Raw genomic sequence first — 22849 nt, forward strand, 5'->3', positions numbered from 1 at the left:
GCTATGACGATGATCCGCAACGCGTGGCTGCGGACGTTCTTCCCGCGTCCGAACGCCACCCTGAGGCTGTTGTTCTTTCCGCACGCCGGTGGTTCGGCCAGCTTCTACCGCTCGGTGGCCGGAGCCCTGCCGGAGCACGTGGAACCCGTGATCGTGCAGTACCCCGGGCGGGAGGACCGGATCAACGAGGAACTCCGCGTCGACATGGACGAGCTCGTGGCCGATCTGACCGAAGCGCTCGATCCGCTCACGGACAAGCCGATGTGGTTCTTCGGGCACAGCATGGGAGCTTCGGTGGCCCACGAGGTGACCCGTCTGCTCACGGCGCGGGACCGTCCAGTGCCGGAGCACCTGATCGTCTCCGCCCGCCCCGGTCCGCCGCGTCAACGGTGCGACGACAAGTATCTGGACGACGAGCGGCTGTGGGCGGACGTCCGCGAGATGGGGGGCACGGATGCCGGTCTGCTGGCCATGCCCGAGGTGAAGGCCATGGCCTTGCCCATGATCAGGTCCGACTACCGCTTGATCGAGACCTACCGTGCCCGGCTCGACGCCGACCTGGACATCCCGCTGACCGCGTGCTTCAGCGATCGCGACCCCGAGGTCGGTCGCGAGGACGCCGAAGCGTGGCGGACGGCGACGGTCGGCCCGTTCGCGGTGGAAAGTTTCACGGGCGGCCATTTCTATCTGCGTGAGGAAAGCGAGCGCGCCGTCGTCGACTGGCTCACCGAACGGACCGGGAACCGGCGGACGTGAGAGCGCTCAGAGGTGGGCGAGCACGTTGATCACATTGCCGTCGCGATCCCGGAAAAAGAACCGGCGAACTCCCCAATCCTCGTCGTGAAGTTCGTAGATGATCTCCATTCCGGCCTGTTCCGCTGCCGTGTAAGCGGCATCGACGTTCTCGACCTCGATTGATGCATCCATATTGGACGGACCTGTTCGATCCTTTGTTATCAGACCTATTTGGGCAGCGGGATGCTCCGGCGAGGCCAGGATGGCGATCCAGCCATGGTTCATCACGACTTCCATACCGGTAGTCCGCGCATAGGCGTCGACGGCGCTGTCGAGATCGCTCACCGTCAATACGGACATCACACGACGTACAGCCATGGCAACAGGCTATCCGGAATGAATTCGGGCGGGTGCGCAGGCCTGTTGGCACTCTTTCATCGACGCACCCCACCCGGCCGCACCGGGCTACATTCACGCCGACAGACGCGGGAACGCAACCGATCCGCTGCGCTCCCGGCATTGTTCACATCCGCCTGAGGAGGATTGACGTGGTACTCGTCAACGCAGCCGGAACTGCCGTCAAGAACACCGCGTTCGAGGAGCTGCGCGACTCGATCCGCGGCGAGTTGATAACACCCACCGATCCCGACTACGACGCGCGCAAGCAGATCTGGAACGGATTCTTCCAGAAGAGTCCCGGTGCCATCGCGCGGGTGGACGGAGCCTCGGACGTCACCAAGGTCGTGAAGTTCGCTCGCGAGAACGAGGTCGAGTTGGCCGTCAAGGGCGGTGGGCACTGCTTCGCGGGCACGGGCACGGTCGAGGGGGGACTGGTGCTGGACACCTCGAATCTGCGCGGCATCCGGGTCGATCCGTGGCGGCGTCGCATGGTGGTCCAGCCGGGACTGCTGCAGGGCGACGTCGACGCGGAGACGCAGAGCTTCGGTCTGGCCGTCACCGGGTCGCAGGAGTCCTACATCGGTATCGGAGGTGTGACGCTCGGAGGTGGTCTGGGCTGGCTGGCCCGTTACCGGGGGCTGCTGGTCGACAACATGATCTCGGCCGATGTCGTGCTCGCCAACGGCGAAATGGTCCGGGCCAGCCCACAGGACGACGCCGACCTGTTCTGGGCGATCCGCGGTGGCGGCGGCAACTTCGGCGTCGCGACCAGCTTCGAGTTCGAGCTCCACCCGCAGGGGCAGTGCGTGGCCGGAATCCTGGGTTTCCCGATCGACCAGACGGTGGAGGTGACCCGCCGCATCGACGAGTTCAACCAGTCCGCCCCCGATGCGCTGACCACCTCGTTCGCCTTCCTGATCGCTCCCAACGGCGAACCGGCCGTCGGCTTGGGCTTCTGCCACGCGGCGCCGGACGAGAACACCGAGAGTCTGGTGGACCAGATGCGCGGCCTGGGCACGAACCTGGTGCTCGACCACTGCGGCACCATGCCCTACGTGGCAGTGCAACAACTGCTGGACGACAACACGATCGCGGGACACCGCTACTACCCACGCTCGTTCCTCCTGCCGTCGTTGAACGGGGAGGCAATGCAGATCCTGGCTGACGGTTTCCTCAACACGCCCTCGCAACGCAGCCTGGTCGGCGGCGCCCAGATGGGCGGAGCGATGCTGCGAACGGCGCCGGACGCGACGCCGTTCCCCCACCGGGACGGATACCTGACGAGCATCCTGCCCTCGTGGACCGACCCGTCCCAGGACGAGGAAGCCATCGAGTGGACGGAGCGGATCTACACCGATCTGCTGCCCCACACGATCGAAGGTGTCTACGCCAATCATCTCGGCGTCGACGCCCCCGAGCGTGTCGGCGAAGCCTACGGCGGCAACTACAACCGGCTCGCGGAGCTGAAGTCGGTTTACGACCCCGACAATTTCTTCCACACGAACGTCAACATCAAGCCGAAGGTCTGAGGAAGTACTTCCGGAACGCCGCGTCGATTCGGTTGCTCGACCGGCGTCGATCGAGGTGTTCCGGGCCGCCGAGTCCGTGTCGTCGCGGGAGGGCTGGGCACGTGGTTTAGTCGCGGCCACTGCTCGAGGGGCCCCGCGACGCGACCGGGCATCGGACTCGGCCACCGGCTCACCGGACGGGCGGGGCTCCTGGGCGTGCGCCGCTCCCGAGCTCCCCTCTCCGAAGCGGACGATCCGAGAACCGGAAACCACCGGACCGGGCCTGGTGCGAGGAAATCCCGCGTGCGACCCCGAGGTCGAGATGATCATCCTCGAAAGCCGTGACCGGTTAGGTGATGCCCCGGCACGAACGAAAGCTCCGGATGCACCAAGATCTTTTACGAGCAGTATTCCGACCGGAGCAGCGAGCGCCTCGACATCTCTACTCCGAAAAGACGAAATCCGAACCCCGCAGTTGACAATCGCAGCAAAACAGACAATACTGTTGAGCGATAATCCGAACGAAACAACAAATCAGGAAACAAGTCCGAGCAAATTCGGTACAACATATTTCTCCGCGCTCCCACCATCGGGGGAAGCACACAAGGGAAGACGCGGTGAAAAATTCACAGCACGAGATTTTCCCGGTCGGGTACCAACCGAAAAACCGGTAAAACCAAGCGGACCGGCCGGATTCCGGGGGAAAACCGTAGTGTGACGCAGAACTGGGGTGAGCACCACGGAAGCCTGCTGGTTCCGAGCTGTCCGGATATTTGATTTCCGCGAACCGAGCAACCCCCGGCGGCGCACGTTTTTTCGCCCGACTGCCAAGAGAACCATCGGACGAGCTTTCCATACTTTCACTCGGCGAATATCGATCACGTGTGACACACACATGGGGGCGACGTAGATGTGGGAGCGACATGTCGAACACCGAGACACCCCGTGCCACTGCCTACAGCATTCCTCGTCAAGTGTTTCTCGACCCCTCAAGAAATCGCGGGAATACGCCGCTGATTCGGCGATGAGCACTCGTCCGGAAGTCGTGTTCCTACGCTGGCCCGCGCAGAGCCAGGAGCGCACCCGATTGCGTGAGGCCGGAGTTCCCGCTCTGCTGATAGTGGAGGGGGGCGTCAACCCACCGACCGACGTCGCTCCCACGGAGGACTGGGTCCGGCAGCCGATTCCGCGTTGTGACATCGAGGCGCGGGTTTCGGTGCTGCGACAGCGCACGGCCGATACAGTTCCTGTGCTGGATCCGGCCGGGGTGCTCTACTACGCCGGTGAGTCGGTGCCGATGTCGAACGCCCAGGTGGCGATGATGCACTGTTTCCTCGCCGACTTCCGTCGCGTGGTTCGTCGCGGTGAGTTGCAGGAAGCGCTGGCCGACATCCGGGTCGGATTCTCCAACAACGCGTTGGACCTGCACATTCTGCGGCTGCGCAAACGAATCGCCAGGCTCAGTCTCGAGCTGCGAACCGTTTGGGGGCGCGGCTACATCCTGGGGTGGGCGGCTTCGGAGGCCAGGAGCGCGCCCGAGAACCCGGTTCACCGCGTGCGGGTGAGTTCCTAGTAGGGCTCCGCGGCCCCGGTTTTCCAGCACTCACCGGGGAACTCTCTCGTACTCTCGTTCCGGCGCCCGACGCAGGGCAGCGATCTCCGCCCTGCGTCGGGCCTTTTCCTGGTCCGGGCTCTCGGGAAACCGAGGGACCGCATCGGTCGAAGCCGTTCTCCCGCGCGGGTGCCGCTCCCGCGGATTGTCGAACCTCCTTCCGACACCGTGCCGGAAGCCGGTTTCCCCGACAGGAGCGAAAAGTTCGGCACGGTGCGCTGCCCGCGCACCGTGCCGAACTCACCGAATATTCGGATGGTTGTCCGGATCACGGCCTCGGCAACCGGCCGGACAACCGGTCTTCGGGGTACTACTCCCGCCGTTCCGCGGCGGAACCCTGTCCGGCAGCCCCGCCGTCGCTGGGTCGTCCGTCCCCCTGGTGGTGCTCCGCAGCGCTCCCACCGTCGGTGGACAGTTCCGCACGCTTGATACGCAGTCCGAACACGACCACGAGCGCGGTGGCGAGCAGCATCCCGCTGACGACGAGGAAGGCCTGGGTGGCGCCGGCGGTGAACGCGATCTCGTAGAACCGGTCCGCCTGGGGATCGGATCCTTCCGAGGACACCGGCGGAGCTCCACCGAGCAGCTCCGCCTGCTTGTCGAGCAGCGCGCGCACCCCGATCGTGGAAAGCACCGCGATACCGAGGGCACCCCCCACCTGCTGCATGGAGTTGAGGACGGCCGAGGTGACCCCCTGCTCGTTCGCGTCGACACCGTGCACCGCGGTCAGGGTGAGCGAGATGAACATCAGCGCGAAGCCGGTAGCCGCGACGATCATCGGGGGAAAGAGGTTGGCCCAGTAGGTCGAGTCGGCCTGGAGCATCGAATACCAGTACATCCCGACCGCGCCCAGGAGCGCACCGCTGCCCGCGACCCACCTCGGATCGAAACGCGAGACCAGGGACGAGGCCAGCTGTGACGCCACCATCATGAATACCGCGAACGGCAGGAACGCGATGCCCGTCTGCAGGGCGGAGTAGTCCATGACGTCCTGGGCGTACTGGCTGAGGTACAGGAAGAACGAGTACATCGCCGCGGCCACGATCAGCATCGCGAAGTAGCTGGTTGCCCGGGTGCGTTCACGCAGGATGTGCAGCGGCAACAGCGGTCCGACCGAACGCCGCTCGACCAGGATGAACACGAGCAGGAACAGCACACCGGCACCGAGTGCGATCATCGTCTCGGGTTCCGACCACCGACTGCCGCCCCCTGCCGTACCGCCGCTCGCGTGGGTAAAGCCGTAGACCAGCGATACCAGACCGACCGTCGCGGTCAGCGCGCCCACGAGGTCGAACGCACCTCGTTTCGGATTCGACTCGGCGAGGAACTTGGGAGCGAGCAGTGCCACCGCGATCCCGAGCGGCACGTTGATGAGGAACGTCAACCGCCAGGACAACTCGGTCAGCACGCCGCCCAGCAGCAGACCGACCGTCGATCCCAGGCCGGACATGGCCGCGTAGACGCCCATCGCGCGGTTGCGTTGCGGTCCCGCCGGGAACGTGGTGGAGATGAGAGCGAGTGCCGCGGGTGCGGCCATCGCCGCGCCGACGCCCTGAAGTCCTCGCGAGAGGATCATCCAGCCGGGATTGGAGGCGACTCCGCCCAGCAACGACGCGAACGCGAACAACGCCGAGCCGAGGATGAAGACACGTCGTCGCCCGATCAGGTCGCCCAGCCTGCCACCGAGCAGCAGCAGTCCACCAAAGGCCACCGAGTAGGAGGTGAGCACCCAGGACACGTTCTCCGGAGCGAATCCGAGATCAGTGCGCAATCGCGGCAACGCGATGGTCACGATCGTCGCGTCGAGCACGACCATCAGCTGCACCGTGCTGATGAGCACGAGTGCCATGCCGAGACGACGCTGACCGCGCTCGTTGGCGACCGAGTGCTCGTCACTCGAATCAGTCAAGTCGGCAGACACAGGAGAAACCCTCTTTTCTCTAGAGGTCCGCGAGATGGTTCGCCCGAGCATCAGGCGGGAAGAACGACAGCGGTTCCGGCCGTGTCGACGATCGCCACATGGGTTCTCCTCAACTCGGGCGTGGGCAGTGCTCGGGCACGGGCAGTGGTCGGTTCGAACGTAGTCGTTCGCGACCTGGTGGAGGGCGTCGGTGAAAGAGCGATGACAGGGTTGGGCGCTTGCCCGGCACATCCCGGTTAGCCTGCCGCCGCAGCCGTGCTCACGGGACCGGAGCGGCAGCACGTCGAACGAGCCGTTCGTTCACCGAGCCCTCCGGAGCCGGTCCGAACCAAGGAGGCAGCCGTGTCAGCCCACCCCCCGCCTCGACGTACACGAACAACGACCGGGCGTGGGGCGGTGGCACCGCGTCCCCGGCCCGATGGCGGCGCGGGAGAGTCCCCCGCGACGGCCCGGGGCCTGTCCGTGCGGTTCTTCGGCGCAGGCCTGGCAACCGCTGAACTCATGACCTGCTACCTCGGTCTGGAGATCGGCGCCTACCGGGCGCTGGCCGATCTCGGTCCCGCGACACCCGCCGAGGTCGCGCGCCGCGCCGAGCTCGACGAACGCATGACCGTGGAATGGTTGGAACAGCAGGCCGGTGCGGGCATCCTGCGCATCGAGGATCCCGAGTCGGATCCGGACCGACGACGCTTCGAGCTACCACCGGAACACGCCGAGGCGCTTCTCGATCCAGACAGTCCACATTGGATAGCTCCGCTGGCGGTGATGCCGATCGGCGGTATAGCCGCGGTGCTCCCACGACTCGTGGCGGCCTACAAGAACCGGACCGGGCTGCCGCAGAGCGCCTACGGCGAAGCCATGCGAACCGGCCAGGAGAATCTCAACCTCGGGGTCTTCAACCACCACCTGGGCGACTGGATCGCTCGGCACCTTCCCGACATCGAAGCACGGCTGCACCTGCCCGGTGCCGCCATCGCGGATGTCGCCTGCGGTTCGGGCCTCTCCACGATCAGGCTGGCGCGGCTGTTCCCGCTGGCCGAAGTGCACGGCATCGATCTGGACCCCGATCGCATCGCGATGGCCCGCGGCCACTTGGCGGAGACCGATCTCGGCGACCGGGTGGTATTCAGCGACCGGGACGCGGCCGAGGGCGACGACGAGGGGAAGCACCTGCTCGTGTGCGTTTTCGACGCACTGCACGACATGCCTCGACCGGTCGAGGTGCTCCGTGCCTGTCGACGGATGCTGGCACCGGGTGGCGCCGTCCTGCTGATGGAGCCCTCCGTGGGGGAGCGGTTCAGCACCGAGCCCGCCGACAGCGAACGTTTCCACTACGCCGTCAGCGTGCTGCACTGCCTGCCGATCGGCATGAGTGAGACTCCCACGGCAGCAACCGGCACCGTCATGCGGCCCGCTACCGTGCGCGCCTACGCGCGCGAAGCCGGATTGGACACCGAGGTGATCGACGTCGGTCACCTCTTCCACCGGCTCTACCGGCTACGGGCCGTCTGAGACGGTGCCCGCGACCCGACGACGGCCCGCCTCAGTCCGCGTGGCCGTCGTCGGCCGCCCGGTCGCGTGCCCGGGCGCCGCTGAGTGGTTTTCCGACCTTGCCGGTTCGCAGGTACTCGCCGACCAGGTTGTTGACCTCGGTTGGTTTCTCCAGCAGGGACGCGTGGCCGCTGTTCCGGATCTCGGTGTACTCGGCGGTCGGGATCAGCTCGGCCAGTTCCCGCGCGTACTGCCGCGGCGCGACGATGTCGTGCTCCATACCGACGACGAGCAACGGCACGCTGACCTCGGCGACCTCCTGCTCGGAGGGACGGAACAGTCGGGCGGCCTCCGCGTGACCGATCGCACCGTGGCCGCCGGACTCCGCCCAGCCCTGCAAGCCCTCCAGGAACGGTGCGATGAACGCGTCGCGGTTCAGCGCTCGTGGACCGAACAAGTACATCGCGCGATAGACGCCTTCGAGCAGCGCCGGGACCTTCTGGTCCGACTGCAACCGCGTCACCGCCTCGGCCTGGATGGCTTCCTGGAGCTTGCTGGCTTTCCACGGCACGCCGATCAGTGCCGCGCGCTCGACCAGCTCGGGGCGCTTCATCGCGAACTCCAGCAGGATCATCGCCCCTACTGAGTATCCGATGTAGGTGCACTCGCCGAGCCCCAGCAGTTCGTTGAGCGCGGCCAGATCCTCGGCGAGCAGCTCGACGGTGTAAGGCGGCGGGGTTTCCTCCGAGGGCGCGACGCCACGCAGGTCGAAGGTCACGACCCGGTACCCCATCTTGGTCAGGTACGGCACCTGCACGTCCTCGAACAGGGACGCCTGGTGCTGTCCCGGAACGAGCACGACGACCGGGCCGTCCTCCGGGCCGAAGATGTCGTAGCTCAACGTGACGTCGGTCGACAGTGTTGCCTTCATGCGGTTCCCCTTCCTCTGGGCGGGCTGGGCTGTGCTCAGGAAGAGACGAGCTGTTCCTGCGCCGTGAGCTGACCGATGACGTATTCCAGGACCTGCTCGGTGGTCTGAATGCTCCGTCCGGTCTCCTCGTCGATCGGTGGCAGGTCGAAGTCGTCCTCGACCGCGAAGGCCAGCTCCAGCAGGGCCAGGGAGTGGAAGCCGAGGTCGTCGACCAGCTGCAGATTCTTCGCCGGATCGAACCGTGTCGGCTCCGGTGCGAGCTGCTCGATGATCCCGAGCACGGTCTCGCGAACTTCCTCCGCCGTGTAATACATCCGCCTTCTCCAGTTCTCGACCTTCTCAGGTGGGTCGATCCACCCGGCTGGAATGGCTCAGCGTGAGCCACAGCTCCCGACGCCGGTACTTGCCGCTGGTGGTGCGGGGGATGGTTCCGCGGGGAACGCACTCGACGTGTCGCGTGGCGCCGGGACACGTCGAGCCCAGCACTCGATCCGCGATCGCCGCGTACTCGGCGTCGAGCTCTTCGAGGACGGCGTACGCGTGAGCCCTTGAGGCGATCTCCCCGAGCACCACGCAGACGCGGTTGAGGTCCAACCCGGCACGGCCGAGGGCCATCTCGACGTCCTCCGCGAGGAGGAACCGCGCGTTGACCTTGATGCCGTCGCCCAGCCTGCCGAGGACGTACACCTCGCCGTCCCGTTCGAAGGCCACGTCGCGGGTGTGCAGACGGCCGTCCCGGAAGGCGGTGTCGGCGGCCCGCACGCCGTCCGGCGCGTCCTCCAGATAACCGTCGGCGAGCGAGTCACCCGTGACCACGAGTTCGCCGAGGTGCCCCTCGGGAACCGGATCGCCGTTCGCGTCGACCAGCAGAACGTCCGTTCCGGAGAGCGGTACGCCGCAGCTGATCACGTCGACGATCCCGTCGTCGTCCAGGTCCGAGATGTCGGTGCGCACTGGCGCACCGACCGCCAGCTCACCGCGGCGTACCCGCACGTCGGCCGGACTCCGGTGCAACGGCACCCCGGTGACGGCGAGTGTGCTCTCCGCGAGGCCGTAGGCGGGGGTGAGGGCACGTGCGTCGAGGCCGTGCTCAGCCAGCAGCTCGGTGAACGACCGCGCGAGGTTGGGGTCGATCCGCTCCGCGCCGACGATCACTGCTCGCCAGCCGGAGAAGTCCAACCCGGCGAGCTCTTCGGGGCTCACCCGTTCGACGACGCGACGCAGCCCGAAGGTGGGGGTGGCCGTGATGGTGGCACCGCCTCGGTCGAAATGGCGCAGGTAAGCCAGCGGGTGTCGGAGGAAGCTCTCGGGGGCGCACACGGAGAGAGCGTTGGTTCCGCCCGACACCGGAACGACCATGCAGCCGATCAGCCCCATGTCGTGGTGCATCGGCAACCAGGAGCACCAGGCGTCCCGTTCGGTGGCGCCTTCCCAGGCCCGGATCGCCGCGACGTTGGCCGCCAAGGCGTCGTGGGAGATCCGCACGGCGCGCGGCCGACCGGAGCTGCCCGAGGTGAACTGCACGATCGCGAGCTCAGCGGCGTCACGCCGCACCGGATCGGCCATTGCCAGCTCTTCCAGCACAAGCAGCCGCACGTGTCGCCCCGTGGCGAACCCGGGTTCGGTCACCACCTGCCGCGCGTAGTGCTCGTGATGCGCGTCGACCACGAGCACGTCGGCTTCCAGAACGTCGAGCACCCGCCGGATCCGCTCGCGGTTCTCGTCGCCGGACATCCGGGTGGGCGGAGCTAGCACGGACACCGCGCATCCGGCGGCCTGCACACCGTAGAAGCCCGCGATCAGATCCGGGCCCGTTCGACACAGCAGGGGCACCACGGAACCGGCCGCCACGCCGCACTCCACCAGACCGCCCGCTGTCCCCAGAGCACGCGCGGCGATGTCGGTGTACGACGTTCGACCGGCCGAATCGGCGTCGAAGAACTCCACGCTGGTGTCCGTGCGTGGCCGCTCCAGCCACGCCAGTGGATGAGCCGCGCTGCCGGTCATGGATCTCCCCCTGCTCGACGGGTGGACGGCCGCCCGCGTGTCCACGGCCGACCAGTTCGGAACAGTAGGAGACACGTTCACGACACCGGCCGTCTCTTTCAAAGCTCTGTCGCGGCACCGGATCGCGTGCGCCGACTGCTCGAAACTGGCCGCGGGTGCCAATCACGCGCACCGCGAAGAGCACACGCGACCGCAACCGCGCCGTCTTGTGAGGATGCCGATGACCGAGAACTTCCCGATGACCGACAAGTTCACCGCTTGGCCCGCGGCGGATGCCGAACGTTATCGGCGCGCGGGGTTGTGGCAGGGCGTTCCCCTCGGAACCGCCCTCACCGCCATGGCGGACGAAGTGCCGGACGCGACGGCCGGGGTCGACCGCCAGCGGAGGATCAGTCACGGTCAGCTGCGTGTCGAGGCCGACGAAACGGCCCGCGGTCTGCTGGCCGCGGGCATCGGTCCCGGCGATCGCGTCGTGGTGCAACTGCCCAATGTGGTCGAGTTCCTCACCGTGACCGTCGGCATGCTGCGGGCGGGCATCATTCCCGTGCTGGCACTGCCTGGTCATCGCCGTACCGAGATCGAGCACCTCGCGGAGGTCTCCGAGGCGGTCGGCTACGTGACGACCGACCGCTTCCACGGTTTCGACTACCGAAAGATCGCCCGGCATCTTCGGGAGACATCACCCGAGCTGCGCTGCGTGGTCCGCGGCGACGCCCAGGAATTCACCTCGCTCGAAACGGTCCGGAGCACCGGAGCGGTTTCGGCGAGCGACCCGCTTCCACGGGTGGACCCGTCCGGCGTGGCGCTGCTGCTGCTCTCCGGCGGAAGCACCGGCAGGCCCAAGCTGATTCCGCGGACGCACGACGACTACGCCCTCAACATACGTGGCTGCGCCGAGGCCCTCCGGTTCGGTCGGGAATCGGTGTATCTCGCCGTCAATCCGGCCGCCCACAACGCGGCCCTGGGCTGCCCCGGGGTGTGGGGCGCGCTGCTCGTGGGAGGGACGGCGGTGTTCGCGGCGAGCGCCGCTCCCGACGAGGTCTTCGAGCTGATCGAGCGGGAAGGGGTAACCCACACGACCGTGGTACCCGCCGTGGCCGCGCTGTGGTCGTCCGCGAGTACGACTCGAAAAGTCGACATGAGCGACGTGCTGTTGCAGGTCGGCAGCTCGAAGTTCGACGAGGAGGCGGCTCGGCACACCCAGGGCGCGCTGGGGTGTCGGATCAGCAACTGGTTCGGTATCGGCGAGGGTCTGCTGACCTACACCCGACTCGACGACCCCGAGGAAATCGTCCACGGCACGGAGGGCAGGCCGATGTCGGTGTACGACGAGGTACGCGTAGTGGACGAGGAATCGCGTGACGTGCCCCCCGGAGAGATCGGCGAACTCATCACGCGGGGGCCTTACACGATCCGCGGGTACTGGAACGCACCCGAGGCGAACCGTACCGCGTTCACCACCGACGGATTCTTCCGAACGGGTGATCTCGCCCGGACGACCCCCGAGGGCAACCTGGTCATCGCCGGGCGCGTCAAGGACACCATCAACCGGGGCGGCGAGAAGGTGTCGGCCGAGGAGGTGGAGCTCCACCTGCGCAGTCACGAGAGGATCAGCGAGGCGGCCCTGGTCGGCCGTCCCGACACCGAGCTGGGGGAGGCCTCCGTGGCCTACGTCGTGCTCTCCGGTGCGGACGAGCTCGGCCTCTCCGACCTCAAGCGCTACCTGACCGCCAGGGGACTCGCCGTCTTCAAGCTGCCCGACGATCTGCGGCTGCTACCCGCTCTACCGCGCACTCCGGTCGGCAAGATCGACAAGACGAGTCTCCGCGAGGACGCGGTCAAGCCGGCCCCGAACGGCTGACCGACGCTTTCCTGTCGTGTTGTCGAGGGGGATCGGTCCTTTCGGCTCCGAAACGCCGAAAGCCGGGTCGCCAACGCGACCACCCGCGGTTCTGCCGTGCGGCTCTCGCGAGAACGCCGGAGACGTGGCGCAGTACCTACCCGATGTCTCCGGGCTCCGCTCACGAGCCGTGCGAGAGGTTCCGTCGAGCGAGCGACCCGACGACCCGGTCGGAAAGCTCCGATGAGTCCCGCCGGGAGTGTCGGTGCGCCCCGGTCACACACACGAACTCTTCGACGAGGGACGCTCACCCGGACACTCCCGGATCCGGGCGAGCACCGGAGGGGCGATCAGGCGGCACTGGCAGCGACGGGAACGCTCTCGTAGGCCCAGTAGGGATACCGGAAACCGCCGCTGCTGGGATTCCAGGCCGCGGCCCCGGCCGGTTCGAGGTGTGCGAAACGGGCCACCAGCCGCTCGAACAGGACACCACCTTCGACCCGGGCCAACGCCGCGCCGAGACAGTGGTGAACCCCGCCCCCGAAGCTCAGGTGCGGATTGGGTGAGCGGGTCAGATCGATCCGGCCAGGGTCGGCGAAGACCGAATCGTCGTGATTCGCCGAGGCCAGCAGCAACACCACGACCCGCCTCGGACGGAGGGTGTGCCCGGAGATCTCGATCGGTTCCAGAACCAGCCTCGACGTGGCGTGGATCGGCGCGTCGTAACGCATGAACTCCTCCAGCGCGGTACCGACGAGGTGGGGGTTCGCGCGCAGCTCGCGCTGGGCCCCGGGCTGGTTGATGAGGACGTTCCCACCGGTGGCGATCACATTGGTGGTGGTCTCGAAACCCGCGTAGTAAACGAACAGCGCGTTGTCGACGATCTCCTCGTCGGTGAGTGGCTCGGTGCCTCCGCGATCCGCGGCGATCATCCGCGACAGCAGGTCGTCGCCCGGTTTGCGACGCCGCTCGCGAAGGAGATCGGCGAAGTACTCGCGGAGCCGGACCACGGCGTCGTGCGCCTCCTGCCGCTTGTCCTCGGGAATGAACACCGCGAAGGTCTGCGCCAGCGAAGTGGACCACCGTGCGATCATGTCGCGGTCGGCCACCGGGATGTCGAGCAGCTCGCTCATCACCGATATCGGTACCGGGACGGCCAGATCGGACACCAGGTCCCACGTGTCGCGCTCCACCAGCCCGTCGAGTATCCGATCCACGAGCGCGCGGACCGGCTCGCTCAGCGCGCGCACCGTGGCGGGGTTGAGTGCCTTGGTCAGCAGCCGCCGCAACCTGACGTGGCCCCCGTGGTCGCGGTTGATCACGATACGCCGGAGGTAGTCGTTGGCCGGTCCTTCCCCGACGGACATCGCCTGGTACTGCTCGGGGTACTCGCGCCCCAGACGGGGATCGCGCAGCAGCGCACTGACCTCGGCGTGCCGCGGGAAGACCCACTGGCCCGGACCTCCCCGACACACCGGCCCGTACTCCCTGAGCTGCCGGTAGCTCGGATACGGATCCGGCACATTTCTGGCGTCGTCGAGCACGTACCGCGGCATGTCCGACAGCATGAAGCACCTCCAAAACGAGGTCAGACTAATGGGGACGGCGCGATCCCCGCGCCGAGCGCGAAGGTTCGACGACAGGTTCGGCGCCGCGCCGCCGTCGCTCTGCGAGGCTCGGAAGTCGACCGAAACGTGCGACAGCGAGGGTGGCAGACAGGGATGCGACAGATCCCGGCGAAGTTCGACTCGAACGATCCGCGCGTACTCGACTCTCCCTACACGGTGTACGCCGAGGTCCGGGAATCCGGACGGCTGGCACGCGGCGCCGCCGGGCAGTGGGTGGCCTCGCACCACGCGGACGTGTCCCGGCTGCTCAAGGACCGGCGGTTGGGGCACCAGTACCCGGCGGAGTACCACGAGTTCTCCAACGGCACCGGCCCGGCCAACGACTTCCTGCAGCGCATCGTCCTGGATCAGGACCCGCCGACGCACACGTTCTGGCGCCGGATCATGCACCACTCGTTCAGCCCCCCGCTGATGCGGCGGCTCTACGGCTACGTGGCGGGGCAGGTGGACGAACTGATGAGCTCGGCCCTCGCGCGGGGCCACTTGGACGTGGTCGGCGACCTCGCCTTCCCTCTGCCGGTGACGGTGGTCTGCGAGCTGATCGGCATCCCCGACGTCGATCGCGAAGCCGTGCGCCCGCACGCCGTCGAACTGGCCAAGGCGTTCGCGCTGTACGTGCGGCCCGAGGAACGGCGAGGAGCGCACGAGGCGGTCACCTGGCTGCGGGAGTACATCACGACCCTGGTGGAGGAACGTGCGGGCAGACCAGCCGACGACCTGATCAGCAACCTGCTCGCCGTAGAACGCGAAACCCCCGAAGTGGACCGTGCCACGCTGATCGACAACATCGTGTTCCTGTTCTTCGCCGGTTTCGAGACCACGACCAACCTGATCTCGACCACCTGGTCAGCGCTGCTCACGAATCCCGAACAGCTCCGGCTGCTGCGCGAACGCCCCGAGCTGGCGGAGAGCGCCGTCGCGGAGATGCTCCGCTACGACGCCCCGATCCAGGCCACCGCCCGCTACGTCAGGGAACCGGTCGAGATCGACGGACGCACCGTGCGCGCGGGACGGATACTCGTCCTCCTGCTCGGCGCGGCGAATCACGATCCGGCACGCTTCGATCGGCCCGACGAACTCGACATCACCCGTGATCCCAATCCGCACGTCAGCTTCGGTGGCGGACCGCACCATTGTCTCGGGGCCGCGCTGGCGCAGGTCGAGGGTCGCGCGGTCGTCGACTGGCTGGCACACGCCGCGGAAACGCCGCGGCTGAACGGCCGGATCATCAGGCGCCCCAGCGTTTCCTTCCGCTCCTATCGGAGCATCCCCGTCACGTTGTCCCGCGGAGCGTAGCGTGCACTGACCGTGACAGGACCGTGGCAGATGGTGCGCTGGAGCGCGTGTCTACGGCTAGGATATCGGCCATGTACATGTTTCCCCGCATCATCGTGCACTCCCCCGACCAAGCAGCGAACTTCTACCGGGAAGCCCTCGGTGCCAAGGAAGTGTTCCGTGCTCCGCAGCTCGACGACGGCCGTCCCTCCGTGATCGACCACCAGATCGGCGATTCGTCCCTGCGGGTTTCGCCCGCCGTCTCGGAGTGGGGCTGGCTCGCCCCGGAGGACGTGGGCGGTTCCCCGGTACTCCTGGAGATCGATGCCGAGGAACCGGACGCCCTGGGCGAACAGATGACCGCTCACGGGGCGGAGACCATAGTGCCGATTGAGAACCGCGCTTACGGCAAGCGCTCGGGCCGCATCCGCGACCCGTTCGGACATCTGTGGATCATCACCGGCGAGCTTCGGTGATCGAGGTTTTCCGGTCGTTTTCTCGAACCGTGCGCTCGACGGACCCCGCCGCCGGCTCTCGCGGCGAGTGCCCGCCCCAGTGTAGCGACCTGCCCGGGGTCGGCCCGTCCGAACGGGACAGTGCGGGCGCTCGTGCCGCCGGTGGTGGGGCTTTCCGGCACTCCCGGCGCAGGAAAGCCCCACACTGATCGGTCACACGACCGACAAAGCATCGGCGAGTCGGGTCGCGCCTCGGTCACGCCGCCTGACTGGTCGGTGGCCAGGGGTTCAGCCGGTACCCGAAGCCCTGCTCACTGCGCTTGATTCCCTTTTTGATCGCCATCGGCAGGGTGAGGTCGCGCATCATCCGCTCCCACCAGTGCCGGGGGGTCATGATCGACCCCATGCGCTGGGCCTGCTTGCACATCTCCGCCACCCGTGCACGACGGTCGGCCTGGAACTCCGCGAAGGCGGTGGTGACCTCCGGCTGGCGACGCAGTGCGGCGGTCAGTTCGTAGGCGTCCTCCAACGCGAGCGTCGCCCCGATACCGAGATGCGGCTGGATGGCGTGCGCGGCATCCCCGATCACCATGGCCGTACCCCGGTGCCATTGCTCGAGCTGTGGCACCTCGTAAACCGGCCACCGCCACACCGTCCCCGCGGCGGACCGGATGATCTCGCGGAGCTCCCGCGCATCCGTCCGGTGCCGCTCGACGAGGGATTCCATCCACTCGTCGTCGGTGAGGTCCGCGAGTTCACTGAAGGTTCGCTCCTCCGACTCGTAGTGGTTCTCGAACCAGAGAATCCGGCCGGGGCTGATCACCTGGTAACCGAAGAAACCCCGCAGCCCGAAGGTCATGTGGAACGTACCGTCGACCTCGAAGCGTTCGGAGACCTCCGAGAGCCCCCCGGAGCCGATGACACCCGCGTAGCTCGGCACCGGTGCCTGCGGCAGCGCGTGGCGGCGGACGTCCGAGTGCACCCCGTCGGAGCCGATGACGACATCCGCCTCGGCGGTCGAGCCGTCGGCGAAGGACAGCTCCCAGCTGCCGTCGGGCTGTTCGACCAAGGAGCTCAGCCGCTTCTCGCGCTTTAGCTCCACTCCCTCGTCGATGGCCGCTTCACGGAGCGCGGCGGAGAGTTCGCCGCGCATGATGTTGGTAGTGGTTTCCGGATTGTTGGCGAGCCAGCGTCCCTTGTGATTGCGGAAACTGATGCCCGTGCAGACGGTGCCGCTGTCGAGAACGTGCTGGATTCCCAACTCCTCGAGGACGGTGCGTCCGAGAGGAGCCAGATTGAAGAACGAGCCCACGTCCTGCACCCGGCGCGTGTGCGCCTCGTAGATGGTCACGTGATAGCCCGATCGGGCGAGACCCACCGCGAGCGTCGGCCCGGCTACCCCTCCTCCGACGACAGCCACGTTCCGGTCGGTCCTCGGTCCACTCATGTCGGACCCCTCTCCGCGAATCGCCTCAGCACAGGTGGAAGGACGTCATCACGGTAGGAAATCGCGACGCCCCCGAGCGGATTGATTTCGCGAATCTGTCGCCTCCGGCGAAACTCGGCACGCCGAGGGGAGCCTCGATGTGTCGAAGGGGTGCCCCTCGGGGCCACACGTGGTGTCGTGGCCGGACCCCCGGCGCCCGCGCCGTCCGAGACGGATAGAGCCTTCGGACTCGCCGCCCCGCCGAGCCGGAGGCGAAACCTCGACCGCTTCCGCTAGCCACGCGAGGAGTCGAGCACCGCGGCCACGACCGCTTCCGGAGCGTCGTCGGGAACCAGGTGTCCCGCCTCGGGGACGACTCCGAACTCGGTGTGCGGCATGCGTTCGGCCAATGCCCGACCTCGTTCGAGGGGAATCCACGCGTCCCGCTCGCCCCACAGCAGGGTGACCGGACAGCGGATCTCGTCGTAGCGGTCCTGGATCTCGTCGGTGTAGCCGTCGTGCATCTGGGCGATCTGGCGGTAGAACGCGGACTGTCCCTCCTCTCCCAACCAGGGGTCGAGGTAGTACCGCATCTCCCGCTCGGAAAGCGAACGGCACAACGCTCCGCCGATGTAGGCGCGCAGGATCGCCTCGTGAATGTAGGCGGGCAGTTCATCGAAAGCGTCCTCGTGGCGCCGGGCCGTTCGCACCAGTTCCGAACCGTGCGGACTGAGCGCCACCGGGTCGATCAACGTCATCGAGCGGTAGTCACGGCCATCGAGCAGGTGAGTGCGCAGCGCGGTGGTTCCGCCGAAGTCGTGCCCGACCACGTGTGGGGAATCGAGCCCCCAGTGGTCGAGCAGCGCGGTGAATACCCTGTTCTGCACCCCCAGTGAGACGTCCTGTCCGGCCTTCTTCTCGGAACGGCCGTAGCCGAGCAGGTCGAAGTAGTGCACCCGATGGTGGCGGGCGAGTTGCGGCGCGATCCGTCGCCACACCACCGAGGAGAACGGCGTGCCGTGCAGCAGGACCACGGGATCGCCCTCTCCCACGACTCCGTAACGGACCTGCTGACCACGGAACTCGAACGTCTCGGGCGGGTTCCACGTAGTACGGTCCGATGTCTCGAACATAACTAACCCCTTTGTTTGTTTTTATGGTTAGTATGGTTGTCGCAGCACACCGAGCTGTCAACCCGACCGGCGACACACTCGCGGAGGAGAAATGACCGACTGGTCCACTACCTCGTTGATCGGTGATCATCCGGTGCTGGTCTTCGTCAACACGGTCGGAGGCCGCACCAGAAACCGTGACGTGGAGTACCTGCGCGAATTCACCGACGCGGCCGACTGGGCGCACGCGATCGGGTTGCTCGAACGGGAGGAACACGAGTACCTGCTGAGCCGCGCGGCGGACGATCGTGCGGAAGCGGACGCGGCGCTGGCAGAACTGCGCGAACAACGCGAGGCGCTGCACACGTTCCTGCTCGCGGGAGTGGAAGAGGTTCGATGCGAGCGGGCCGTCCGGGAGCGGGTCAAAGCCGACATCCTGATCGCGCAACGCGAGGCGGATCCCACGGAGCTGTTCCGCACTCGACGGGCCTGGGTGTTCGACATCGCTCGCCTCGGGCCGCGCCTGGTGGCCCGCAGAACCGCGCTGGCGAGTGCGGAACTGCTGTTGAGCGAGCAGCGGTCGCTGATCGGTGTGTGCGGCCGGTGTTCGTGGCTCTTCCTGGACCCGTCGCCGAGCCGACGACGCCGGTGGTGCTCGATGGCGATCTGCGGCAACAGAGCCAAGGTCGAACGCCACCAGCGGGCACGGAATCAGTGACACCGCCCGGGCACACCGAACTCACGGAAAACGCGCGCGGCGATCTCGCGAGAAAACGACGGCCCGCCTGCCATCGGTCGACGCCTGCCGTCGGTCAACCCCGGCTGCCGGTCAGAACAGCCCGCCCCGGTAGCTGCCGTGTGCCGTGCGCACGGCCACGGTGAGCCACGCGAGCACCAGCAGCAGGTAGAGCGCCACGGCGGCGACGGTGAACAGCAGCGAACCGGTGCGGGCGGCCAGACCGCTGGTGCCGGTGACGACGGTGCCCACCGGGAAGGTGAAGCTCCACCAGGTCAGCGCGAAGGGCAGCCCGGAGCGGGCGGCACGGAGGGTGAGCGCGGCGGCCAGCACCAACCAGACGAGGGCGAATCCCCAGGCGGCCACGCCGTAGAACAGGCCGAGGGCATCGGCGGCCGCGCCGTAGGGCTCGGGCAGCACGTTCCCGGCGGGGCGGGCCAGCAGATTGACCGCGGTGACTGACTGCCCGAGCGGGCCGAGCACGATCCACACCGTGGGCACGGTCGCGGCGGCGCCGGTCTTGTGGCGCAGCAGGCGCTGCCAGAGCTGCGGGACGATGAACAGCGTCGCGAACAGGCTGATACCGAACATCGCGTAGCAGCCCAGCAGCATGGTCAGGCGCGGCTGCCCCGCGGGCAGGTGCTCGACGAGCAGCGCCCCGTTGGCGGCCGAGACCATGGGAGGAACCACGGGCATCAGCCAACCGCCGAAGGCGCTGTCGCGCGTTATCGCGTGTGTGGTCATCATTCGGTACGGGATCCACGCGGTGGTGAACAGCCCGAGAAGGGTTCCGGCCGTCCACAGTATCCAGTCCACGGTCAGTGCCGGGCCGAGTCCGATCCAGTCCCCGCCCAGCAGCAGGGTGCCCGCACCGACCGTCATCAGCGCCATCGGAGGTGCGCCCCAGAACTGGGCCATGACCGGATCATGGGCGTGACCACGTGCCGTCCCGGTGTGGCGGATCCAGTGCACCGCCCACGCGGCGCAGAGCGCGAGGAGCAGCAGCGCACCGAACGCCCAGACCACGGTGGCCGCGGTGCGCAACCCGGGCAGCCACACCGGCAGGGTCGCGGCGGCGTTGGCCACGATGCCGGTGCCCATCACGGAGGCGAACCAGTTGGGGCCGAGTCGGGCGAAAACCCGGGAAGGGTGATCGAGTTCGCGCAACGGGGCGAAACGGCGGAACGATGCGGGTTCCTCGGCGAGGGCGGTGCCGGTCATGCTTCCACCCTCGTTCGCTTCCTCGCGGCCGAGTAGTCCCTCGTCGGTTGGGAATGCATAAGCTGTGCCTATGTCTTCCAGGCCGTTACCCCGGTCAGTGCGCGATCTGACCGGTTACGAGCTGCTGCTGAGCGTGGCCGAATTCGGCAGTATCGGGCAGGCAGCGGGCTCGCACGGCATGTCCCAACCCGCCGCCAGCGCGCGACTGCGGCAATTGGAGGCCGATGTCGGCACCGCCCTGCTCGAACGCGGCGCGCGCGGAACCCGGCTGACCACGGCAGGAGAACTCGTGGCGAGCTGGGCACAGGCCACGGTCGAGGCGGCATCGGACCTGGCGGCGGGCATCGCGGCGCTGCGGGCCGATCGCCACGGCCACGTCCGGATCGCGGCGAGCCTGACGGTGGCCGAGTACCTGTTGCCCCGCTGGTTGATCGCGCTGCGCGCCGCCGATCCGGAGACCGTCGTCGCGCTGGACTCGGGCAACTCCGCCGAGGTCGCGACGAAAGTGTTGGCAGGAACCGCGGACATCGGATTCGTCGAGACCCCGGAAGTGGCGGGGGGACTGTCCGCGCGTGAGGTCGCCAGGGACGAACTGGCGTTGGTCGTCGCGCCCTCGCATCCCTGGGCCAACCGGCGGCGGGAGCCGAGGGCCAAGGAGCTGGCCGCCACCTCGCTGGTCAGCCGGGAACGCGGTTCCGGAACCCGCCTGGCACTGGAACGGGCGTTGCGGGAGCACGCCGGGCTCGAAACCGCCGAACCACTGTTGGAGGTCTCCTCCACCACCGCGATCAAGGCGGCCGTGACCGGCGGAATCGGTCCAGCCGTGCTCAGCGCCCGCGCCGTGAGCACCGAACTCGCCGCGGGAACGCTCGTGCGGCTCGGAGTCACCGAACTCAATCTGACCCGGAGTCTGCGCGCGGTCTGGCCCGAAGGAACACCGCTGCGCGGCCCGGCCCGCGATCTACTCGCCATCGCGCTCCGGGGTGAGTGACCCCGGCCGTCAATTTCTCGCGAAATCGACGTCCGGCGGACGGGACGGCCGGAACGGTAAAGCACTACCCACCGGGAAGGATGTTCGGGGTGCACGACGTATTCACGCTCATTCGCCGGGCTACCGAGCTGTTGCCGGAACACGCGCGGGCCGAGAACGGAGCGCTCCCGGACGACGTTCGGGACTGTCAGCGGGCTGGAGACTGGGAACTGGCACTCGACCTGCTGCTGCGGATCGGCGAGTCACATTCGGTCCCCGTCGACTTCTGGCGGCTGCTCACCGAGAGCGCACGACAACTGAGGCTCACGGAAACAGCCGCGTGGTGTGTGCTGCGCGACCACGAGACGCGACACGGCACGGTCCGGGCGCGGCTGAGCCTGCTGCCAACGAGCGAGGGTGGGCGACGAACCCCGATTCCCGGTGACGGACGGCTCCGACCGCTTTGGAACATCGGCAACCACACTCCCGGAGGCGAGTGGTCGTGCAACCTCGCGTGGCTGTGGTTGGAAGGGCTCGCCAAACTGTCACCGGGGCACAGTGCCACGGTCCGGCTCGCCCCGCTCAGCCCGGAGCAGTGGCGGCACCTGGCCGTGGGCGACGCGATCACGATGCACGAGAGTCGACCGCCCGTCGGCGTCGCGACGATCACGGAGCTCACTTCGCCCGTCGTTCCCGGACCCCCCCTGACCGAACTCGACCGGATCCCTGCCACCCGGCCGTCAATTTCTCGCGAAATCGCCGCGCGGGTGTGACGTTGTCCACTCCGGGTGCGACTTCGGACGACCCCCGGGAACCGAATGCTCCTCCCGGACGACGTGCACGGCGAACACGGTTCGTCCCACGACCAGACGGTCGAGAAACGGAAACGGGCATGCACGGTGAGATGGCGGCAATGCACATGCCACTTTTACCCATGTGGTTACGAATCGTGTGGGCACTGGCACTTTTCGTGGTTATCGTGGTGCACGCTGGCCATCTGGTCGCGATGTCCGGGCAACACCGTGCCTGGCACGCCGGGCACACGGTCATGGCGGCGGGAATGGCCGGGATGTATCTGTTCCCGCGCATGGCGAATCCGGAGCTGTATCGGATCGGCCTGGTCCTGTTCGTTCTCATGGCACTCACCCAGGCCGCCCTCACCGTCACTTTCCGCGTCCGAGAGGGCGCGGTCAACCCACTATGGCTGTTGTCCACAGTGGACATGGCAGCCATGGCCTACATGTTGCTGGCACCGACGGCACGCCCCGACTGGCTGAACTGGGTGTTCGTTGTCTACCTGACCTGCCAGGCAGTGGCCTACGGCGTGGGAGCATGGGACCGACTTCCGGTGTTCAACCACCGGGTTCCGGCCACCGTCGCCACCACGTCCACCCCGGCGGCGGAACCCGTCCGGCAGCAAGAGCACGGGGTGACACCACTGACGGCCGAACCAGCGCCCGACCCGGCGGCGGGGCCGGTGGTGGGACTGGTCGCGCACTCCACGGTGGGAGTGCGGGTGACGCTGGCGGTGATGGCGGCGAGCATGGCCTACATGATCGCCGTCATGTAGCGGAAAGCGAGG

20 protein-coding genes are annotated in these 22849 nt (G+C 67.4%); 11 read left to right on the plus strand and 9 right to left on the minus strand.

The genetic code is table 11. The annotated features are described in order from the left end of the window. Positions 1-3: 3 nt before the first annotated feature. Entirely contained in the window at positions 4-756 is a 753-nt protein-coding gene (locus tag ACOQFL_RS15175) for a thioesterase II family protein (RefSeq protein ID WP_435544812.1), read from the plus strand. A 6-nt stretch (positions 757-762) separates the two neighbouring features. Here the strand turns inward: ACOQFL_RS15175 and ACOQFL_RS15180 are convergent, their stop codons facing one another. Continuing rightward, positions 763-1113, minus strand: a complete 351-nt coding sequence (locus ACOQFL_RS15180; RefSeq protein WP_435544813.1) for a VOC family protein — start codon at positions 1111-1113, stop codon at positions 763-765. Positions 1114-1283: 170 nt separating this feature from the next. On the opposite strand from ACOQFL_RS15180, the gene ACOQFL_RS15185 reads away from it, so the two are divergent. Further along, positions 1284-2663, plus strand: coding sequence for an FAD-binding oxidoreductase (locus ACOQFL_RS15185; RefSeq protein WP_435544814.1), 1380 nt, complete (start codon positions 1284-1286; stop codon positions 2661-2663). A gap of 1003 nt (positions 2664-3666) precedes the next feature. After that, on the plus strand, positions 3667-4215 hold the full coding sequence (locus tag ACOQFL_RS15190) for a helix-turn-helix domain-containing protein (RefSeq protein WP_435544815.1): 549 nt from the start codon (positions 3667-3669) through the stop codon (positions 4213-4215). Positions 4216-4564: 349 nt separating this feature from the next. Here ACOQFL_RS15190 and ACOQFL_RS15195 read toward each other — a convergent pair whose 3' ends face one another. Further along, complete coding sequence (locus ACOQFL_RS15195; RefSeq protein ID WP_435544816.1) at positions 4565-6163, minus strand: MFS transporter; 1599 nt, start codon at positions 6161-6163, stop codon at positions 4565-4567. Positions 6164-6571: 408 nt separating this feature from the next. Here ACOQFL_RS15195 and ACOQFL_RS15200 point away from each other — a divergent pair, with 408 nt between their 5' ends. Continuing rightward, the gene (locus ACOQFL_RS15200; RefSeq protein WP_435544817.1) at positions 6572-7687 is read left to right on the plus strand and encodes a class I SAM-dependent methyltransferase; all 1116 of its coding nucleotides are present in this window, start codon (positions 6572-6574) and stop codon (positions 7685-7687) included. Between the two features lie 31 nt (positions 7688-7718). Here the strand turns inward: ACOQFL_RS15200 and ACOQFL_RS15205 are convergent, their stop codons facing one another. The 3 genes from ACOQFL_RS15205 to ACOQFL_RS15215 are packed head-to-tail and all read right to left on the minus strand — an operon-like array spanning position 7719 to position 10604. Next, positions 7719-8597 carry an alpha/beta fold hydrolase gene (locus ACOQFL_RS15205; RefSeq protein WP_435544818.1) on the minus strand — a complete coding sequence of 293 codons (879 nt, stop codon included), beginning with the start codon at positions 8595-8597 and terminating at the stop codon, positions 7719-7721. 35 nt (positions 8598-8632) lie between these two features. Further along, positions 8633-8911, minus strand: coding sequence for an acyl carrier protein (locus tag ACOQFL_RS15210; RefSeq protein WP_435544819.1), 279 nt, complete (start codon positions 8909-8911; stop codon positions 8633-8635). A 25-nt stretch (positions 8912-8936) separates the two neighbouring features. Continuing rightward, a complete protein-coding gene (locus ACOQFL_RS15215) occupies positions 8937-10604 on the minus strand; it encodes an AMP-binding protein (protein WP_435544820.1) in 1668 nt (555 codons plus the stop codon). A gap of 220 nt (positions 10605-10824) precedes the next feature. On the opposite strand from ACOQFL_RS15215, the gene ACOQFL_RS15220 reads away from it, so the two are divergent. Further along, positions 10825-12465: a (2,3-dihydroxybenzoyl)adenylate synthase gene (locus ACOQFL_RS15220; protein ID WP_435544821.1), complete on the plus strand. Its 1641-nt coding sequence runs from the start codon at positions 10825-10827 to the stop codon at positions 12463-12465. A 329-nt stretch (positions 12466-12794) separates the two neighbouring features. Here the strand turns inward: ACOQFL_RS15220 and ACOQFL_RS15225 are convergent, their stop codons facing one another. Next, on the minus strand, positions 12795-14012 hold the full coding sequence (locus tag ACOQFL_RS15225; protein WP_435544822.1) for a cytochrome P450: 1218 nt from the start codon (positions 14010-14012) through the stop codon (positions 12795-12797). A 153-nt stretch (positions 14013-14165) separates the two neighbouring features. Here ACOQFL_RS15225 and ACOQFL_RS15230 point away from each other — a divergent pair, with 153 nt between their 5' ends. Next, positions 14166-15368: a cytochrome P450 gene (locus ACOQFL_RS15230; protein ID WP_435544823.1), complete on the plus strand. Its 1203-nt coding sequence runs from the start codon at positions 14166-14168 to the stop codon at positions 15366-15368. A 71-nt stretch (positions 15369-15439) separates the two neighbouring features. After that, on the plus strand, positions 15440-15823 hold the full coding sequence (locus tag ACOQFL_RS15235; RefSeq protein ID WP_435544824.1) for a VOC family protein: 384 nt from the start codon (positions 15440-15442) through the stop codon (positions 15821-15823). 235 nt (positions 15824-16058) lie between these two features. On the opposite strand, the gene ACOQFL_RS15240 is transcribed toward ACOQFL_RS15235, so the two are convergent. Together ACOQFL_RS15240 and ACOQFL_RS15245 are read right to left on the minus strand one after the other, a co-directional pair. Next, positions 16059-17249, minus strand: coding sequence for an FAD-dependent oxidoreductase (locus tag ACOQFL_RS15240; protein WP_435544825.1), 1191 nt, complete (start codon positions 17247-17249; stop codon positions 16059-16061). A gap of 272 nt (positions 17250-17521) precedes the next feature. After that, a complete protein-coding gene (locus ACOQFL_RS15245) occupies positions 17522-18361 on the minus strand; it encodes an alpha/beta fold hydrolase (protein ID WP_435544826.1) in 840 nt (279 codons plus the stop codon). Between the two features lie 91 nt (positions 18362-18452). Here ACOQFL_RS15245 and ACOQFL_RS15250 point away from each other — a divergent pair, with 91 nt between their 5' ends. Beyond that, positions 18453-19058 carry a CGNR zinc finger domain-containing protein gene (locus tag ACOQFL_RS15250; protein WP_435544827.1) on the plus strand — a complete coding sequence of 202 codons (606 nt, stop codon included), beginning with the start codon at positions 18453-18455 and terminating at the stop codon, positions 19056-19058. Between the two features lie 111 nt (positions 19059-19169). Here the strand turns inward: ACOQFL_RS15250 and ACOQFL_RS15255 are convergent, their stop codons facing one another. Next, positions 19170-20297: a TDT family transporter gene (locus ACOQFL_RS15255; RefSeq protein WP_435544828.1), complete on the minus strand. Its 1128-nt coding sequence runs from the start codon at positions 20295-20297 to the stop codon at positions 19170-19172. A 70-nt stretch (positions 20298-20367) separates the two neighbouring features. Here ACOQFL_RS15255 and ACOQFL_RS15260 point away from each other — a divergent pair, with 70 nt between their 5' ends. The 3 genes from ACOQFL_RS15260 to ACOQFL_RS15270 all read left to right on the plus strand — a co-directional run bounded on the left by ACOQFL_RS15260 (position 20368) and on the right by ACOQFL_RS15270 (position 22837). Next, on the plus strand, positions 20368-21288 hold the full coding sequence (locus ACOQFL_RS15260; RefSeq protein WP_435544829.1) for a LysR family transcriptional regulator: 921 nt from the start codon (positions 20368-20370) through the stop codon (positions 21286-21288). Positions 21289-21368: 80 nt separating this feature from the next. Continuing rightward, positions 21369-22040, plus strand: a complete 672-nt coding sequence (locus ACOQFL_RS15265; protein ID WP_435544830.1) for a hypothetical protein — start codon at positions 21369-21371, stop codon at positions 22038-22040. A 140-nt stretch (positions 22041-22180) separates the two neighbouring features. After that, a complete protein-coding gene (locus tag ACOQFL_RS15270; RefSeq protein WP_435544831.1) occupies positions 22181-22837 on the plus strand; it encodes a DUF5134 domain-containing protein in 657 nt (218 codons plus the stop codon). Positions 22838-22849: the final 12 nt, after the last annotated feature.

This window comes from Actinopolyspora sabaoui (assembly GCF_051225635.1).
Taxonomy (GTDB): domain Bacteria; phylum Actinomycetota; class Actinomycetes; order Mycobacteriales; family Pseudonocardiaceae; genus Actinopolyspora.

What these genes read in the sequence shown, in the direction of transcription:
- ACOQFL_RS15175 (WP_435544812.1), top strand. Translation starts at nt 4, where the DNA reads ATGACGATGATCCGCAACGCGTGGCTGCGGACGTTCTTCCCGCGTCCG.
- ACOQFL_RS15180 (WP_435544813.1), bottom strand. Translation starts at nt 1,113, where the DNA reads ATGGCTGTACGTCGTGTGATGTCCGTATTGACGGTGAGCGATCTCGAC.
- ACOQFL_RS15190 (WP_435544815.1), top strand. Translation starts at nt 3,667, where the DNA reads ATGAGCACTCGTCCGGAAGTCGTGTTCCTACGCTGGCCCGCGCAGAGC.
- ACOQFL_RS15205 (WP_435544818.1), bottom strand. Translation starts at nt 8,597, where the DNA reads ATGAAGGCAACACTGTCGACCGACGTCACGTTGAGCTACGACATCTTC.
- ACOQFL_RS15210 (WP_435544819.1), bottom strand. Translation starts at nt 8,911, where the DNA reads ATGTATTACACGGCGGAGGAAGTTCGCGAGACCGTGCTCGGGATCATC.
- ACOQFL_RS15215 (WP_435544820.1), bottom strand. Translation starts at nt 10,604, where the DNA reads ATGACCGGCAGCGCGGCTCATCCACTGGCGTGGCTGGAGCGGCCACGC.
- ACOQFL_RS15220 (WP_435544821.1), top strand. Translation starts at nt 10,825, where the DNA reads ATGACCGAGAACTTCCCGATGACCGACAAGTTCACCGCTTGGCCCGCG.
- ACOQFL_RS15225 (WP_435544822.1), bottom strand. Translation starts at nt 14,012, where the DNA reads ATGCTGTCGGACATGCCGCGGTACGTGCTCGACGACGCCAGAAATGTG.
- ACOQFL_RS15230 (WP_435544823.1), top strand. Translation starts at nt 14,166, where the DNA reads ATGCGACAGATCCCGGCGAAGTTCGACTCGAACGATCCGCGCGTACTC.
- ACOQFL_RS15235 (WP_435544824.1), top strand. Translation starts at nt 15,440, where the DNA reads ATGTACATGTTTCCCCGCATCATCGTGCACTCCCCCGACCAAGCAGCG.
- ACOQFL_RS15240 (WP_435544825.1), bottom strand. Translation starts at nt 17,249, where the DNA reads ATGAGTGGACCGAGGACCGACCGGAACGTGGCTGTCGTCGGAGGAGGG.
- ACOQFL_RS15245 (WP_435544826.1), bottom strand. Translation starts at nt 18,361, where the DNA reads ATGTTCGAGACATCGGACCGTACTACGTGGAACCCGCCCGAGACGTTC.
- ACOQFL_RS15250 (WP_435544827.1), top strand. Translation starts at nt 18,453, where the DNA reads ATGACCGACTGGTCCACTACCTCGTTGATCGGTGATCATCCGGTGCTG.
- ACOQFL_RS15255 (WP_435544828.1), bottom strand. Translation starts at nt 20,297, where the DNA reads ATGACCGGCACCGCCCTCGCCGAGGAACCCGCATCGTTCCGCCGTTTC.
- ACOQFL_RS15260 (WP_435544829.1), top strand. Translation starts at nt 20,368, where the DNA reads ATGTCTTCCAGGCCGTTACCCCGGTCAGTGCGCGATCTGACCGGTTAC.
- ACOQFL_RS15265 (WP_435544830.1), top strand. Translation starts at nt 21,369, where the DNA reads ATGTTCGGGGTGCACGACGTATTCACGCTCATTCGCCGGGCTACCGAG.
- ACOQFL_RS15270 (WP_435544831.1), top strand. Translation starts at nt 22,181, where the DNA reads ATGCACATGCCACTTTTACCCATGTGGTTACGAATCGTGTGGGCACTG.